Here is a 15,466-nt window from a genome sequence, read left to right on the forward strand (position 1 = left end):
AAACTGTCATATTTCGTACATTTAACTGTCACCTGTTTGTCCTATTTTGCTCACAGTAGCAACTCAAACAACGATTTACGAAAACCGTGCAGGAGACATTATGAAAGTTATGCGTACCACTGTCGCAACTGTTGTCGCCGCGACCTTATCCATGAGCGCGTTTTCTGCGTTTGCAGCAGCGAGCCTGACAGGTGCAGGTGCAACCTTCCCTGCGCCAGTGTATGCCAAATGGGCAGATACCTATCAGAAAGAGACCGGTAGCAAAGTAAACTACCAGGGTATCGGCTCCTCCGGTGGTGTAAAACAAATTACGGCCAATACCGTTGATTTCGGCGCCTCTGACGCACCGTTGTCTGACGAGAAACTGGCGCAAGAAGGCCTGTTCCAGTTCCCGACTGTTATCGGTGGTGTGGTGCTGGCGGTGAACATCCCTGGCCTGAAATCCGGCGAACTGGTGCTGGACGGTAAAACGCTGGGCGACATCTACCTCGGTAAAATTAAGAAGTGGGATGATGAAGCCATCACCAAACTGAACCCGGGTCTGAAGCTGCCTTCTCAGAATATCGCCGTTGTGCGTCGTGCTGACGGTTCCGGTACTTCCTTCGTTTTCACCAGCTACCTGGCGAAAGTGAACGAAGAGTGGAAATCTAAAATTGGTTCCGGCTCTACCGTTAACTGGCCGACCGGTCTGGGCGGTAAAGGTAACGACGGTATCGCTGCGTTCGTACAGCGTCTGCCGGGTTCTATCGGCTACGTTGAGTACGCTTACGCTAAGCAGAACAACCTGGCGTACACCAAGCTGGTCTCTGCTGATGGCAAACCGGTAAGTCCGACCGAAGAAAACTTTGCCAACGCTGCAAAAGGCGCTGACTGGAGCAAAACCTTCGCTCAGGATCTGACTAACCAGAAAGGTGACGATGCGTGGCCGATCACTTCCACCACCTTCATCCTGGTGCATAAAGAGCAGAAGAAACCTGAGCAGGGCGCTGAAGTGCTGAAGTTCTTCGATTGGGCGTACAAAAATGGCGGCAAACAGGCTAATGACCTGGATTACGCCAGCCTGCCGGACAGCGTGGTTGAGCAGATTCGTGCTGCATGGAAGACCAACGTGAAGGACAGCAGCGGTAAAGCGCTGTACTAAATACCCGTCATACTTCGAGCCGCAGCTGTGTTGGCTGTGCTTGTTCACCCCAGTCACATAGTGAATCTATGCTCCTGGGTATTCACAAGCTTGCCGCCTTGCTGCAACTCGAATTATTTAGGGTATGGCATTACGTTAGCCGGGAAGCACGATAAAATGCGTGCTTCCTGGCCCAAACTTAAAGAGTGATTTATGGCTGCAACCAAGCCTGCTTTGAACCCACCGGGTAAAAAAGGTGACATGATATTCAGCGCGCTGGTAAAACTGGCTGCGCTGATTGTGCTATTGATGTTGGGTGGCATTATTGTCTCTCTGGTTATCTCCTCCTGGCCAAGCATTCAGAAATTTGGCTTCTCCTTTCTGTGGACTAAAGAATGGGATGCGCCAAACGATATCTACGGTGCATTAGTACCGATTTACGGTACGCTGGTCACCTCGCTTATCGCACTGCTGATCGCCGTTCCGGTGAGTTTTGGCATAGCCTTATTCCTGACTGAACTTGCTCCTGGCTGGCTGCGTCGCCCGCTGGGTATCGCTATTGAATTGCTGGCGGCAATTCCGAGTATCGTGTACGGCATGTGGGGCCTGTTTATCTTTGCCCCGCTGTTTGCGACTTACTTCCAGGAACCGGTCGGGAACATCCTTTCCAACATTCCGTTTGTTGGCGCGCTGTTTGCGGGTCCGGCATTTGGTATCGGTATTCTGGCCGCTGGCGTGATCCTCGCCATCATGATCATCCCGTACATTGCGGCGGTTATGCGCGATGTGTTCGAACAAACGCCGGTGCTGATGAAAGAGTCAGCCTACGGCATCGGTTGTACTACCTGGGAAGTTATCTGGCGCATCGTCCTGCCGTTCACCAAAAACGGCGTGATCGGTGGCGTGATGCTCGGTCTGGGCCGCGCGCTGGGTGAAACCATGGCGGTGACGTTTATCATCGGTAACACCTACCAGCTCGATAGTGCCTCGCTGTACATGCCGGGCAACAGTATTACTTCTGCGCTGGCGAATGAATTTGCCGAAGCGGAATCAGGACTGCACGTTGCCGCGTTGATGGAACTGGGCCTGATTCTGTTTGTGATTACCTTCATCGTGCTGGCGGCGTCTAAGTTCATGATCATGCGCCTTGCGAAGAACGAGGGGGCACGCTAATGGCAACGCTTGAAATGCAAAACACCGCTGCGCTTGCGGAATCCCGCCGTAAAATGCAGGCGCGTCGTCGTCTGAAGAACCGCATCGCGCTGACGCTCTCTATGGCGACCATGGCATTTGGTCTGTTCTGGCTTATCTGGATCCTGATGTCCACGATCACCCGCGGTATTGACGGTATGTCACTGGCGCTGTTCACCGAAATGACACCTCCGCCGAATACGGCTGGTGGTGGTCTGGCGAATGCCCTGGCCGGGAGCGGACTGTTAATTCTGTGGGCGACCGTGTTTGGTACACCGCTTGGTATTATGGCGGGCATCTACCTGGCAGAGTACGGACGTAAGTCCTGGCTGGCTGAGGTGATCCGCTTTATCAACGACATCCTGCTTTCTGCGCCATCAATCGTGGTCGGTCTGTTCGTTTACACCATCGTGGTAGCAAAAATGGAGCACTTCTCCGGCTGGGCGGGCGTTATCGCGCTGGCGCTGCTGCAGGTGCCCATTGTTATTCGTACCACGGAGAACATGCTCAAGCTGGTACCGGATAGCCTGCGTGAAGCCGCCTATGCGCTGGGTACGCCGAAATGGAAGATGATTTCTGCAATCACCCTGAAGGCGTCTGTCTCAGGCATCATTACAGGCGTTTTACTGGCTATTGCACGTATCGCAGGTGAAACGGCTCCGCTGCTGTTTACGTCGCTCTCCAATCAGTTCTGGAGCACCGACATGATGCAGCCTATCGCCAACCTGCCGGTCACTATCTTTAAGTTTGCGATGAGCCCGTTTGCTGAGTGGCAGCAACTGGCCTGGGCCGGGGTACTGATTATTACCCTGTGCGTACTGCTGCTGAACATTCTGGCGCGCGTCATTTTCGCGAAGAAGAAACACGGTTAAGACGAATTGCCGGATGGCGGCGTAAACGCCTTATCCGGCCTACGATTGAAGACATTTGTAGGCCTGAAAGCTGCGCGCCATCAGGCATGATGAGGAAAAGATTGAAATGAGTATGGTTGATACTGCCCCGGGTAAGATTCAGGTTCGTGATTTGAACTTCTACTATGGCAAGTTCCATGCCCTGAAGAACATCAACCTGGATATTGCCAAAAACCAGGTAACGGCGTTTATCGGGCCGTCAGGCTGTGGTAAATCGACGTTGCTGCGTACGTTCAATAAAATGTTTGAACTGTACCCGGAACAGCGTGCGGAAGGCGAAATCCTGCTGGATGGCGACAATATTCTCACCAACACTCAGGATATCGCTCTGCTGCGTGCCAAAGTGGGCATGGTATTCCAGAAGCCGACGCCGTTCCCGATGTCCATCTACGACAACATCGCTTTTGGCGTGCGTCTGTTTGAGAAACTCTCTCGTGCGGATATGGACGAGCGTGTGCAGTGGGCATTGACCAAGGCCGCGCTGTGGAACGAAACCAAAGATAAATTACACCAGAGCGGGTACTCTCTCTCCGGTGGTCAGCAGCAGCGTCTGTGTATTGCGCGTGGGATCGCCATTCGCCCGGAAGTGCTTCTGCTTGATGAGCCGTGTTCAGCGCTCGACCCTATTTCTACCGGGCGTATCGAAGAGCTGATCACTGAGCTGAAAGAGGATTACACCGTCGTTATCGTTACCCACAACATGCAGCAGGCTGCGCGTTGTTCCGATCACACGGCATTTATGTACCTGGGCGAGTTGATTGAGTTCAGTAACACGGACGATCTGTTCACCAAGCCCGCGAAGAAACAAACTGAAGACTACATCACCGGTCGTTACGGCTGATTCAGGAGCTTGTTGTGGATAATCTTAACCTTAATAAACATATTTCCGGCCAGTTCAATGCAGAGCTGGAAAGCATCCGTACCCAGGTGATGACCATGGGTGGCATGGTCGAGCAGCAGCTTTCTGATGCGATTACCGCCATGCACAATCAGGACAGTGAGCTGGCGAAGCGCGTCATTGAGGGCGATAAGAACGTCAATATGATGGAAGTGGCGATCGACGAGGCCTGCGTGCGTATCATTGCCAAGCGTCAGCCGACCGCCAGTGACTTGCGTCTGGTGATGGCGATTATCAAAACGATCGCTGAGCTGGAACGTATTGGCGACGTTGCGGATAAAATTTGCCGCACCGCGCTGGAGAAATTTTCTCAACAGCATCAGCCGCTGCTGGTAAGCCTGGAATCACTGGGTCGCCACACCGTACAAATGCTGCATGACGTGCTGGATGCGTTTGCGCGTATGGATCTTGACGAAGCGGTACGTATTTATCGCGAAGATAAGAAAGTCGACCAGGAGTATGAAGGTATCGTGCGTCAGCTGATGACCTACATGATGGAAGACCCGCGTACCATTCCAAGCGTGCTGACCGCGCTGTTCTGCGCGCGCTCCATCGAGCGTATCGGTGACCGTTGCCAGAATATCTGCGAATACATCTTCTACTTCGTGAAGGGACAAGACTTCCGTCACGTGGGCGGTGATGAGCTGGATAAGCTGCTGGCGGGCAAAGATCCGAAAGAGTGATATTTGTGGCGGGTGGCGCTAACGCTTACCCGCTCTACAAGACATGCAGGCCGGATCAGCGTTAGCGCCATCCGGCCTTTCAGTTATCGCGTAATATTCCAACCCCGCGCCTTCCATAACGCTGGCAACTGCGCCAGATCGGTAAACGTCGTCACTTTTGGATGATCGATTGGTTTGTTATGCGGATCGGCGCAGAAGTAAAACACTTCCATCCCTGCAGCAATCCCCGCCTGCGCGCCTGCGCTGGAGTCATCAACCAGAATGCAGTTCTCAATGTTAACGTCCATCGCTTTCGCCGCATGGAACATCAGGGCCGGATCGGGTTCCCAGCGTTGAATATCGTAGCCGCTGAACAGTAAATCAGGGAAATGGTGCAACATACCCAGCTTACCCAGCGAGTGCTGCATTTTGCTGACCGGACCGTTAGATACCACGCTCATAGGGACGGTCATGCTGTCCAGCAGCGCATTGGCTCCGGCAATCACCTCCAGTTCCGTATCGAACAGACGTGCGACCTCTGCGCGGTAAACCGGTTCTAATTCGGCTTTTGCCAGTTCGACACCGTGCTCTTCGTTGATAATGTCGATGATCTCGTACAGCTTTACCCCCTTGAAGCGTTTAAAAGTTTCTTCAAGATCGAGCGTAATGCCGAACGCCTGGAACATGCTGACATACGCGCGAGAACAAATCACTTCACTGTCGACAAGGGTACCGTCACAGTCAAAAAATACGGCTTCTATCTGGGACATGTCATTTCCGTTTTAACAAGTTTAACGTTTTCGTAATGCATTATTGGGCGACGCAATCGTTGCCGTATAAGCAAAATCAATGAAAAAAGTTGCTCATAACCCAACCCTATTGTCGCATTTTGGTATAGGATAGCGACGAATTTTCCCTCCTTGTTCGGAAATTGATAATGAGTCAACAACACACAACCCAGGCTTCTGGCCAGGGGATGCTGGAACGCGTGTTCAAACTGCGCGAACATGGCACGACGGCACGGACCGAAGTGATCGCCGGTTTAACCACCTTCCTGACGATGGTGTATATCGTTTTTGTTAACCCGCAAATTCTTGGCGTGGCTGGCATGGATACCAGCGCCGTCTTTGTGACCACCTGCCTGATTGCTGCATTTGGTAGCATCCTGATGGGCCTGTTTGCCAACCTGCCGGTCGCACTTGCGCCTGCTATGGGTCTGAATGCGTTCTTCGCCTTCGTGGTCGTTGGCGCGATGGGCCTGTCATGGCAGATCGGTATGGGCGCAATCTTCTGGGGCGCGGTAGGTCTGCTGCTACTGACGATTTTCCGCGTACGTTACTGGATGATTGCCAACATCCCGGTTAGCTTGCGCGTGGGGATCACCAGCGGTATTGGTCTGTTCATCGGCATGATGGGGCTGAAAAACGCTGGTGTTATCGTCGCCAACCAAGACACCTTGGTGTCTATTGGCAACCTGACGTCCCACAGCGTACTGCTCGGTATTCTGGGCTTCTTTATCATCGCGATTCTGGCTTCACGTAACATCCATGCGGCGGTACTGATCTCTATCATTGTGACCACGCTGCTGGGTTGGATGCTGGGCGATGTCCATTACAACGGGATCGTCTCCGCGCCGCCGAGCGTAATGTCCGTTATCGGGCATGTTGATCTAGCTGGTTCGTTTAACATTGGTCTTGCGGGCGTAATTTTCTCGTTCATGCTGGTCAACCTGTTCGACTCCTCCGGTACGCTAATTGGCGTCACGGATAAAGCCGGTCTGGCGGATGCGAAGGGTAAGTTTCCGCGCATGAAGCAGGCGCTGTATGTGGATAGCGTGTCATCAGTTGCTGGTGCGTTTATCGGTACTTCTTCCGTTACCGCGTATATCGAGTCTTCTTCCGGGGTTTCTGTCGGTGGACGTACTGGCCTGACCGCGGTAGTTGTCGGCCTGTTGTTCCTGTTGGTTATCTTCCTGTCGCCGCTGGCGGGAATGGTACCGGGATATGCGGCCGCTGGTGCGCTGATTTACGTTGGCGTCCTGATGACATCAAGCCTGTCGCGCGTGAAGTGGGATGACCTGACTGAAGCCGTTCCGGCGTTTATTACCGCCGTGATGATGCCGTTTAGCTTCTCGATTACCGAAGGTATCGCGCTGGGCTTTATTTCCTACTGTGTGATGAAAATCGGTACCGGACGTTTCCGCGATCTCAGCCCATGCGTCATCGTTGTCGCACTGCTGTTTGTGTTGAAGATTGTGTTTATCGACACGCATTAATTGCCGCTGAGACGGTGCTGCGCGAGGCGTGTAGACCTGATAAGCGCAGCGCCATCAGGTAAATTTGATAACCGGATACGGCCCGCCAGGCATTGCAGCCAGCGGGCTTTTTCTTTTAGGCTTTCACACGCTGGATGTAGTCGCCAAATGCGGTCAGCTGGCCGGTTAGATGGTCCAGCGTACTTTGGTCGATCACTTCACCTGTCTGCGGGTCCACTTTGTTCTGAATCACGCCGCCCATAAATTCCGGCTTGTTCATTACCATGGCGTCGAGGAACACCAGGATCTGACGCAGATGATACTGGCAGCGCGCGCCGCCAATGGCGCCCATGGAGCTGGTCTGGATCAGCACCGGCTTACCCGATAATGGCTGATCCGGCAGGCGGGACAGCCAGTCGATGGCGTTCTTCAGTCCGCCAGGCACAGAATAGTTATATTCCGGTGTCACGATGACGACACCGTCAGCCTTCCTGATTTGCTCTGCCAGCGCTTCTACGCTTGCCGGAAAACCTTCTTCCTGCTGGAGGTCGGCATCGTACAGTGGGATATCACCAATTGATGGCAACGCGTTGACTTCCATTCCTGCTGGAGCAATCTTGGGCAGCGTACGGGCAACCATTCCATTAAACGAACCTTTGCGTAGACTTCCCAGTAACGTAACAACATTCAATGTTTCTGACATGGTGACTCCTGTTTCATCATAAAGGTTAAATCAAAGCGTATGGCTCTTCGCTGCGCATAATTGAGAGAACCGGATCAGACGACCCGTAGGCTCATTGGCGCGGGTTTGGATATCAGGCAAACTTTTCCAGTCCTGTTTACCATCAAACTCCCAAACCTTGAGTTTTTCAATGGTTGGCGTAACCGCAACCGACCACACCAGAACATCTTCCGCATCGCAAATGGCTTCAACCTGCGCAACATGGGCACATTTCAGACGTCCTGCGCCGGGTAAAAGCTGGAGTTCGTGCGGATCATCATTGCTTACATCGCCGGTGAGTTTGAGTACGCTCTGGCGCAACGTAATGAGCTGCGCGCGTGCTTCGTTGGGGTCGTTTTGGTTATTGATCCACAGATTTTCGTTGCTGGAGAAGCGCCATGTTTCTGTTGAATGCGGATGGTGAAAGCTGCGGGTAGCTCGCTGCAGTTCCATATCCAGCCCGCACGTTCCTTCAGTTGTTAGCGCAACGCCAACGATATTCCCGGCATAAGAAATCGAAAATCCCGGCAGGTTCTTATCGCGAAAAATGGGCTTACCTTTGGCCTGAGTAACAATCTCGGGCAGCGTACTGGTGCCGTAAAGCATAAACATCAGTTCAGCGAGTAAACTTCGGGAAGCCAGGAAACGTGTTCGGCGATGAGCGGGGAGATCTCTTGCTTCGATATGACATGGAGAAGGGAGGCGAGCTGAAACCAGGTGTCCCTCCGTAAGAATCCCTCTGGCAAAATGTGTCGCCATTTTTCGCTCCGTGATTAATGGTCCGTGATAATTACCAGAGTAACATTTACGCGGCATCCAGGCAGGCTTTGCTGCCCAAAAAGTAAGCTGAAATAGAATACATTACGCGATATTTACATTTCTGTTGCCAGAATAGTCGATTTAGCAACAAAGTGGCGGTGCAACGTTAGGACATATCGCGATAAAGCGCCTTGATGGTGTCTTTCAACCAGACGATCTTAGGATTATGACTGTTACGTTTGTGCCAAAGAAGGGTGAACGGTACGCGCATTTTTTCCAGCTGCGCGGCATCAAAAGGCATAGGACGCGCCACGAGCGGAAGCTGGTGGAGTTGGTTATAACGCTGGCAATAAACCGGAGCTGTGGCTATTAGCGCGTGATCCGGCTGGGCGGCCATAAACAGCGACTGCTCAAAACCGGGCAGACATAACGCAATATTGCGTGCGCGCCCCATCTCTTGCAGGACTTCATCCAGTGCCCAGGTATCGCTTTGCTCCCAGCTAATGCTGATGTGCGGATAGCGCAGAAATGTGTCCAGATTCCACTCTTCCTGCAATGCCGGATGATCTTCACGTAGCCAGACACAGGGGAGATCGGAAAACAGCACTTCATGGTCGATCGACAACGGCAGCAAACTCAACAGTTCACGCGAACGCGGATGGCTTTCCCGGCCAGTAAAGCCGATATCCACCTCGCCGCGAATAATTGCATCCAGCGAATCATAGTCCCAGTTGCGTATTTTTATCGTCGCCTGGGGATAACGCTGATAGATCTGTCGGGAGAGCGCGTTAAACATGATCATCACCAGCGGCGTTTCGGCCACCAGATCAAACTTCAGCCCGCGCGGCGCTTCATGGTGTGGCTTATCCAGCAACTGGTTGCTCATCTGCATCCACTCTGCCAGATTCTGTTCCATGCTGACCATCAGCGGTGTTGGCGTTAGCCCCAGCGGGGTGTTTACAAACAGTGGATCGTCAAACCAGGCCCGCAGTTTAGACAGCGACTTGCTGACCGCCGACGGCGTGACGTTCATCCGTTTGGCAGTTTTGGTAACACTGCGTTCCTGCATCAACAGCTGCAGACAGAGCAATAAATTAAGATCGAGACTGCTGAGGGATTTCTTCATGAGTTGGCGTGGACCGGTTAGGGGCAACAGTGATAATCAGCATGATACTCACTATGCTACAGCCAATCAGAATCCCGATCAGCATATTCAGCGCATCAAGACCGAGCACCGCCGCCAGCCATATCCACAGCGAGGAACCGCAAACCTGCGCAATACCTAACGCCGAGCTGGCAACGCCCGCACGCAGCGAGAAAGGTCCCAGCGCCTGACTCATCGCGACACCGAAGCCGACCGAGAACCCGGCACAGATTAAGGTCAGCCCAAACAGCGTCATCATGTGCGTACTGGCAAGGGTTAACACCACACCAGCAGACAGAAACAGCACTTGTGAGGTCAGCATCAGAACACGAGGTTTAAACACGCTTAGGGCGAATGGCGTAGAGAACGAGACCGCCATACTGATGCCTGCGGTCATGGCCATCGTGGTGGCGTACTCACCACGGTCAAAGCCCATTACTTCCATCAACAGCACCGGCGAAGTATTCACGAAGGTCAGGATCACCGACACGCTGAGAGTGGTGATGGCCAGGCGGCTTAAGAAAAAACGGTTCACCAGCGATTCAGATAGGTGGTTCTTCTCTGCAGATGCCGGGAGCGTCGCTGGGCGCGATTCTCGCAGGATAAACACTGACAGCAGGCAAACGGCCACCCCCATACCGATCATCGTGTAGAACAGGCTCTGCCACGGGTATTTGAGCATAATCAGATGCCCCATCACCGGTGCCAGTACCGGCACGATACAGGTGATACCGTTCAACAGCGACAGTACCTTCGCCCGGCGGCGATCATCGAGCGTATCGCGCAGGATGGCGAAAGCCACCACATAGCAGCAGCCTGCGCCTACGCCCTGAATAAAGCGGCCTGTGAGAAACGGCGTACCGCTTTCGGCGAATGAACACAGCGCAGAGGCGAAAATAAAGATGAGGGCGCCGACAATAGCGACGGGTTTGCGTCCTGACTGGTCGGCAATTTTCCCGGCAAACAGCATCGCCGTCGCCATTCCCGCCAGATAAACCGAAAACGCGATATGCAGTTGCGCCTCGCTGGCCTGTAAATCGGCAGCAATACGGGGCAGCCCCACCAGATACATATCAATACCCGCGGGATAGAGTAACACCAGGGCGAAACTGCAGATTAGAAAGCGTGTCATAGCGACCTCATGAGGAATGTGGCGCTAAGCATACGGGCAGAGAGTCAACTGCACGAGTTGCCATTTGGACAACAGTGATTTCCATATGGGAAATTACTTGTAGCCGGATAGCCGCTTTGCTTTATCCGACTTACGGGTACTGTAGGCCCGGTAGGCATCGCACCACCGGGCAACACAACGTTACTTGCCAATACAGAAGCTGGAGAAAATCCTTCCCAGCAGATCGTCGGAGGTAAATTCCCCGGTGATCTCACTGAGGTTCTGCTGCGCCAGACGTAGTTCCTCTGCCAGCAATTCTCCGGCCCATGCTCCGAGCAGTTGGGCTTTACCCTGCTCGAGATGCTCCGCCGCTTCTGCCAGCGCCTGCAGGTGACGACGGCGCGCCAGGAAGCCGCCTTCCATATTGGTTTCAAAGCCCATGCTCTGTTTGAGATGGTTACGCAGCACGTCAACGCCTTCACCGGTACGTGCGGATAGGCGAACCAGTGAGTGGCCATTTACTTCGCTAAGGCCCAGCGTCTCACCGGTAATATCCGCTTTGTTACGCACCACGGTAATCGGCAGTTTGGCTGGCAGACGGGCAATAAAGTCTGGCCAGATGTCAGCCGGGTCCACGGCGTCGGTGGTGGTGCCATCAACCATAAACAGAACGCGGTCGGCCTGTTCAATTTCCTGCCACGCGCGTTCGATACCAATGCGTTCAACTTCATCGCTGGCATCGCGCAGGCCGGCAGTGTCGATGATGTGCAGCGGCATACCGTCGATATGAATATGCTCACGCAGTACGTCGCGAGTCGTACCCGCAATGTCGGTCACAATGGCCGCCTCACGACCTGCCAGCGCGTTCAGTAGGCTTGATTTCCCGGCATTTGGGCGACCGGCAATGACCACCTTCATCCCTTCGCGCAGCAGGCTGCCCTGACGCGCTTCGGCACGAACGGCATCGAGATCGCTGATAACGTTGTTGAGCTGCGCTTCAATCTTACCATCAGACAGGAAGTCGATTTCTTCATCCGGAAAGTCGATCGCCGCTTCCACGTAGATGCGCAGGTGAGTGAGCGCTTCCACAAGATGATTTACCCGTGCAGAAAATGCGCCCTGCAACGAGTTCAGCGCCGAGCGAGCGGCTTGCTCTGAGCTGGCATCGATCAGGTCGGCAATTGCCTCTGCCTGGGCCAGATCAAGCTTATCATTGAGAAACGCACGCTCGGAGAATTCACCCGGTCTGGCAATGCGCAGCCCGGGAATGGTCAGAATACGTTTGAGCAGCAGATCGAGAATCACCGGACCGCCGTGGCCCTGAAGCTCTAAAACATCTTCACCGGTAAAGGAGTTTGGGCCGGGGAACCACAGGGCAATTCCTTGATCCAGCGTGCTGCCATCCGCGTCTTTAAACGGCAGATAGTCGGCATAGCGCGGTTTTGGTAGTTTCCCCAGTACGGTTTCTGCAACCTCGCGCGCCTTCAGGCCGGAGATGCGCAGGATACCCACGCCACCACGTCCCGGTGGGGTGGCCTGAGCGACGATGGTGTCGTTATGGTTCATGATAGCTCTCTTGTAAATGTAAAAAAGGCGGTCTAATGACCGCCTTCTCTGGCATTAACTTTACCGTGAATACTCGAAATAATTCAAGTGCAGGAAGGCGGCAAGCAAATTCAGCCAACGCCCCTGCGACTAGTATCAGGAGTTTTTCTTCTCGCGGCTATGCAGGCCACGTTTCTCCAGACCACGATAAATCAGCTGCTGCTGAATAATGGTTACCAGGTTGCTGACGATATAGTACAGCACCAGACCTGATGGGAACCACAGGAAGAACACGGTGAAGATGACCGGCATGAAGGTCATGATCTTCTGCTGCATCGGGTCGGTCACGGTGGTCGGAGACATCTTCTGAATGAAGAACATCGTCACGCCCATCAGGATCGGCAGGATGTAGTACGGGTCCTGTGCAGATAGGTCATGGATCCACAGAGCGAACGGCGCATGACGCAGTTCAATGGAGCCCATCAGCATGTAGTACAACGCCAGGAAGATTGGCATCTGGATGATCAGCGGGAAGCAGCCGCCCAGCGGGTTAACCTTCTCAGCTTTGTACAGGGCCATCATTTCCTGGCTCTGACGCTGTTTGTCATCGCCCAGACGCTCACGCATAGCCTGAATCTTCGGCTGCAGCATACGCATCTTCGCCATGGAGGTGTACTGCGCTTTGGTCAGCGGGTACATGATGCCACGAACGATAAAGGTGATAACGATGATGGAGAAGCCCCAGTTACCCAGGAAGCTATGGATCCACTTCAGCAGTTTGAACAGCGGCTGAGAGATGAACCACAACCAGCCGTAATCCACGGTCAGATCCAGGTGCGGTGCAACTGCCGCCATTTTATCCTGAATTTCCGGGCCGACCCACAGGGTGCTGGTCATCGCGCCAGTCTGGCCAGGCTGAACCAGTACCGGCTGTGATTTATAGCCGATAGCGGCAATGCCGTTACCCAGATTAGCGGTATAGAAGTTGTTGGTGCCGTCGTTACGCGGAACCCATGCCGTTGCGAAATACTGTTGCAGCATTGCGACCCAGCCGTCTTTAGCATTGACGTTCAGGTTTTCGTTTTCAGCAATGGTGTCGAATTTGTATTTCTCATACTTCTCATCCGGCGTGGAGTACGCCGCGCCACGGAAGGTGTGCAGCGCAAAGTTGCTGCTACCGGTGTCGCGATGAGATGGCAGATTGATGGATTGCTTCAGCTGACCAAAGGTGGAGACTTCCAGCGGTTTTTCGCCGGAGTTCTGCACGCTGTAGTTAACGTTGACAGCATATTCACCGCGCTTGAGTACAAACGTTTTAGTGAATGTGTTACCCGCTGCGTCAGTATAGGTCATCGGGATCTGCAGTTCGTTCTGACCGTCAGCCAGTACAAACGCGTCTTTTTCGACGTTGTACAGCGGACGCGGGCCGTTAGCCGGGTTATCCGGGCCGTCACGACCTGTCAGGCCACTCTGTGCCTGGTAGATGAACTGTGGCGTGGTTTCCAGTAACTGGAACGGTTCGGTAGAACCGAGTTCTTTCGGGTAAGCTGGCAGTGAAGCCTGTTCCACATCACCACCACGGGTGTTGATGGTCAGATCAAGCACGTCAGTTTTAACCGTAATCAGTTTCCCCTGGCCACTGGCCGGTACGCCCTGGTCTGCGGCGCTACCCGCTGCGGTGGTCGTTGTCTGCGTGGTCTGTTGGGCCTGAGGTTGCGGGTTTTTATCCTGCTCCCAGGCTTGCCAGATCATGAAAGACACGAACAGCAAAGCGATGACTAAAAGATTGCGTTGCGAATCCATCGTTAGTGTTCTCTGGTATCAAATGGTCCGGGCGGGACGGGATCGTCACCACCAGGGTGTAAAGGGTGGCATTTTAATACGCGTTTCACCGTCAACCAACTGCCTTTTATCACTCCAAACCTGCGCAATGCCTCAATTCCGTAGCTCGAACAGGTTGGAGTGAAACGGCAATGCGGCCCAAGCAGCGGACTGATCAGGCGTTGATAGACCCGAATAAGGGCTATCAGGACCCGCGAGCCAGGCGACAATGGCGACGCCATAATTTTTCCAACGCTTCCGAGAGAGCACGGTTATCGAGGTCAGCAACCCCTTTTTTCGCAACCACCACGAAATCCATTGCTGGAAGTTCGTGCTGACGTAAACGAAAGCTTTCACGTGTCAGACGTTTAATCCGATTGCGTTCATGCGCGCGTTTAACGTTTTTCTTGGCGACGGTAAGACCGATACGGGGATGCCCCAGCGAATTCAGGCGGCCGAGGATGGTGATTTGCGGCGTGCCAGCCCGTTGTGGCTGCTGGAAGACGAATGTGAAATGAGTGGGAGTTAACAAACGTAACTCCCTGGGAAATGCGAGCTTAACCACTCAGGGGCTAGCTTTTATTACTTAGAAACGGTCAGACGAGAACGGCCTTTAGCACGACGACGTGCCAGAACCTGACGACCATTTTTATTAGCCATACGAGCACGGAAGCCGTGAGAACGGTTGCGCTTCAGTACAGACGGTTGAAAAGTGCGTTTCATGGCGATTTCTACCTAAACTTGAATAAATTCACTGACTTTTGCGTATACCCGAACGAATTTCGAACGACTTACGCCACAGTGTGGGTGATTAAAGAGGCCGGATTGTAATAATTGTACACTCCGGAGTCAATTCTCTTTCCTTATTTCCCGCTTTTTTCCGCATGGTTTCGCGTATAAAACAGGCAGCGTTGACGCCGTAAGGCGACCGTTACTCGCTGGGGGTAAGAATTATACGGGCTGGCGGATAAAGCGCAAGGATCGCTCGGGATCTTTATTAGATCGTTTAAGCAGTAAAGCATCTTTACTCATTAATTTTTTCAATATGCGCGCTAAAACCTGCAGCACTTCTCCAGGATCGTTTACACTTAGCCGATTCTGGATCATCCTGTGGATAAATCGGGAAGAATCTGTGAGAAACAGAAGATCTCTTTCTCAGTTTACGCTATGATCCGCGGTCCTGATCGTTTCAATGGATCCTGATCGGGTAAAAATTGCAGATAGCAATTCGCACGTCACCCTTTGCATAGGGTCTTGTCGATGTGCGTCAACAATCATGAATGTTTCAGCCTTTGTCATTTATCGACTTTTGTTCGAGTGGAGTCCGCC

At 53.2% G+C, this 15,466-nt stretch carries 17 protein-coding genes; 6 read left to right on the forward strand and 11 right to left on the reverse strand.

Translation table 11 applies throughout. From position 1 onward, the window contains the following. Positions 1 to 100: 100 nt before the first annotated feature. The 5 genes from pstS (at position 101) to phoU (ending at position 4,803) form a co-directional block, all read left to right on the forward strand. Entirely contained in the window at positions 101 to 1,141 is a 1,041-nt protein-coding gene (pstS, locus tag HV314_RS25345) for a phosphate ABC transporter substrate-binding protein PstS (RefSeq protein ID WP_016155079.1), read from the forward strand. A 192-nt stretch (positions 1,142 to 1,333) separates the two neighbouring features. Beyond that, positions 1,334 to 2,293, forward strand: a complete 960-nt coding sequence (pstC, locus tag HV314_RS25350; RefSeq protein ID WP_016155078.1) for a phosphate ABC transporter permease PstC — start codon at positions 1,334 to 1,336, stop codon at positions 2,291 to 2,293. After that, the gene (gene pstA, locus HV314_RS25355; protein WP_016155077.1) at positions 2,293 to 3,183 is read left to right on the forward strand and encodes a phosphate ABC transporter permease PstA; all 891 of its coding nucleotides are present in this window, start codon (positions 2,293 to 2,295) and stop codon (positions 3,181 to 3,183) included. The genes pstC and pstA overlap by 1 nt, the downstream gene beginning before the upstream one ends. Positions 3,184 to 3,289: 106 nt before the next feature. Further along, positions 3,290 to 4,063, forward strand: coding sequence for a phosphate ABC transporter ATP-binding protein PstB (gene pstB / locus HV314_RS25360; RefSeq protein ID WP_003023821.1), 774 nt, complete (start codon positions 3,290 to 3,292; stop codon positions 4,061 to 4,063). Between the two features lie 14 nt (positions 4,064 to 4,077). Then, entirely contained in the window at positions 4,078 to 4,803 is a 726-nt protein-coding gene (gene phoU, locus HV314_RS25365) for a phosphate signaling complex protein PhoU (protein WP_003023824.1), read from the forward strand. Positions 4,804 to 4,886: 83 nt separating this feature from the next. Here the strand turns inward: phoU and yieH are convergent, their stop codons facing one another. Next, positions 4,887 to 5,552: a 6-phosphogluconate phosphatase gene (yieH, locus tag HV314_RS25370; RefSeq protein ID WP_181546996.1), complete on the reverse strand. Its 666-nt coding sequence runs from the start codon at positions 5,550 to 5,552 to the stop codon at positions 4,887 to 4,889. Between the two features lie 167 nt (positions 5,553 to 5,719). Here yieH and HV314_RS25375 point away from each other — a divergent pair, with 167 nt between their 5' ends. Continuing rightward, entirely contained in the window at positions 5,720 to 7,057 is a 1,338-nt protein-coding gene (locus tag HV314_RS25375) for an NCS2 family permease (protein WP_181546998.1), read from the forward strand. A 115-nt stretch (positions 7,058 to 7,172) separates the two neighbouring features. Here HV314_RS25375 and HV314_RS25380 read toward each other — a convergent pair whose 3' ends face one another. From HV314_RS25380 to HV314_RS27715, 10 genes are all read right to left on the reverse strand, one after another. Continuing rightward, positions 7,173 to 7,739, reverse strand: coding sequence for an NADPH-dependent FMN reductase (locus HV314_RS25380; protein ID WP_003827046.1), 567 nt, complete (start codon positions 7,737 to 7,739; stop codon positions 7,173 to 7,175). Between the two features lie 30 nt (positions 7,740 to 7,769). Then, entirely contained in the window at positions 7,770 to 8,516 is a 747-nt protein-coding gene (locus HV314_RS25385; protein ID WP_016155074.1) for a 4'-phosphopantetheinyl transferase family protein, read from the reverse strand. Between the two features lie 166 nt (positions 8,517 to 8,682). Then, positions 8,683 to 9,642 (reverse strand): HTH-type transcriptional regulator YidZ, encoded by a 960-nt coding sequence (gene yidZ / locus HV314_RS25390; RefSeq protein WP_016155073.1) that lies wholly within the window; start codon positions 9,640 to 9,642, stop codon positions 8,683 to 8,685. Then, entirely contained in the window at positions 9,611 to 10,792 is a 1,182-nt protein-coding gene (locus tag HV314_RS25395; protein WP_046276205.1) for an MFS transporter, read from the reverse strand. The genes yidZ and HV314_RS25395 overlap by 32 nt, the downstream gene beginning before the upstream one ends. A 180-nt stretch (positions 10,793 to 10,972) precedes the next feature. Next, a complete protein-coding gene (gene mnmE, locus HV314_RS25400) occupies positions 10,973 to 12,337 on the reverse strand; it encodes a tRNA uridine-5-carboxymethylaminomethyl(34) synthesis GTPase MnmE (protein WP_016155071.1) in 1,365 nt (454 codons plus the stop codon). Positions 12,338 to 12,472: 135 nt separating this feature from the next. Further along, positions 12,473 to 14,119 (reverse strand): membrane protein insertase YidC, encoded by a 1,647-nt coding sequence (gene yidC, locus HV314_RS25405; protein WP_181547000.1) that lies wholly within the window; start codon positions 14,117 to 14,119, stop codon positions 12,473 to 12,475. A gap of 2 nt (positions 14,120 to 14,121) precedes the next feature. Continuing rightward, positions 14,122 to 14,379, reverse strand: a complete 258-nt coding sequence (gene yidD / locus HV314_RS25410) for a membrane protein insertion efficiency factor YidD (protein ID WP_003023846.1) — start codon at positions 14,377 to 14,379, stop codon at positions 14,122 to 14,124. Beyond that, positions 14,343 to 14,702, reverse strand: a complete 360-nt coding sequence (rnpA, locus tag HV314_RS25415) for a ribonuclease P protein component (RefSeq protein ID WP_003844432.1) — start codon at positions 14,700 to 14,702, stop codon at positions 14,343 to 14,345. Before rnpA ends, yidD begins: the two co-directional genes overlap by 37 nt. A gap of 17 nt (positions 14,703 to 14,719) precedes the next feature. After that, positions 14,720 to 14,860, reverse strand: a complete 141-nt coding sequence (rpmH, locus tag HV314_RS25420) for a 50S ribosomal protein L34 (protein WP_003023858.1) — start codon at positions 14,858 to 14,860, stop codon at positions 14,720 to 14,722. Between the two features lie 228 nt (positions 14,861 to 15,088). Continuing rightward, a complete protein-coding gene (locus tag HV314_RS27715) occupies positions 15,089 to 15,244 on the reverse strand; it encodes a hypothetical protein (protein WP_418135004.1) in 156 nt (51 codons plus the stop codon). Between the last annotated feature and the right edge of the window lie 222 nt (positions 15,245 to 15,466).

It is taken from the genome of Citrobacter sp. RHBSTW-00887 (assembly GCF_013728095.1).
GTDB classification, from domain to species: Bacteria; Pseudomonadota; Gammaproteobacteria; order Enterobacterales; family Enterobacteriaceae; genus Citrobacter; species Citrobacter braakii.

Coding starts and splice junctions, on each gene's coding strand:
- pstA (WP_016155077.1), top strand. CDS start 2,293: ATGGCAACGCTTGAAATGCAAAACACCGCTGCGCTTGCGGAATCCCGC.
- pstS (WP_016155079.1), top strand. CDS start 101: ATGAAAGTTATGCGTACCACTGTCGCAACTGTTGTCGCCGCGACCTTA.
- HV314_RS25380 (WP_003827046.1), bottom strand. CDS start 7,739: ATGTCAGAAACATTGAATGTTGTTACGTTACTGGGAAGTCTACGCAAA.
- pstB (WP_003023821.1), top strand. CDS start 3,290: ATGAGTATGGTTGATACTGCCCCGGGTAAGATTCAGGTTCGTGATTTG.
- mnmE (WP_016155071.1), bottom strand. CDS start 12,337: ATGAACCATAACGACACCATCGTCGCTCAGGCCACCCCACCGGGACGT.
- yidZ (WP_016155073.1), bottom strand. CDS start 9,642: ATGAAGAAATCCCTCAGCAGTCTCGATCTTAATTTATTGCTCTGTCTG.
- rpmH (WP_003023858.1), bottom strand. CDS start 14,860: ATGAAACGCACTTTTCAACCGTCTGTACTGAAGCGCAACCGTTCTCAC.
- HV314_RS27715 (WP_418135004.1), bottom strand. CDS start 15,244: ATGATCCAGAATCGGCTAAGTGTAAACGATCCTGGAGAAGTGCTGCAG.
- yidC (WP_181547000.1), bottom strand. CDS start 14,119: ATGGATTCGCAACGCAATCTTTTAGTCATCGCTTTGCTGTTCGTGTCT.
- yidD (WP_003023846.1), bottom strand. CDS start 14,379: ATGGCGTCGCCATTGTCGCCTGGCTCGCGGGTCCTGATAGCCCTTATT.
- HV314_RS25395 (WP_046276205.1), bottom strand. CDS start 10,792: ATGACACGCTTTCTAATCTGCAGTTTCGCCCTGGTGTTACTCTATCCC.
- pstC (WP_016155078.1), top strand. CDS start 1,334: ATGGCTGCAACCAAGCCTGCTTTGAACCCACCGGGTAAAAAAGGTGAC.
- yieH (WP_181546996.1), bottom strand. CDS start 5,552: ATGTCCCAGATAGAAGCCGTATTTTTTGACTGTGACGGTACCCTTGTC.
- HV314_RS25375 (WP_181546998.1), top strand. CDS start 5,720: ATGAGTCAACAACACACAACCCAGGCTTCTGGCCAGGGGATGCTGGAA.
- HV314_RS25385 (WP_016155074.1), bottom strand. CDS start 8,516: ATGGCGACACATTTTGCCAGAGGGATTCTTACGGAGGGACACCTGGTT.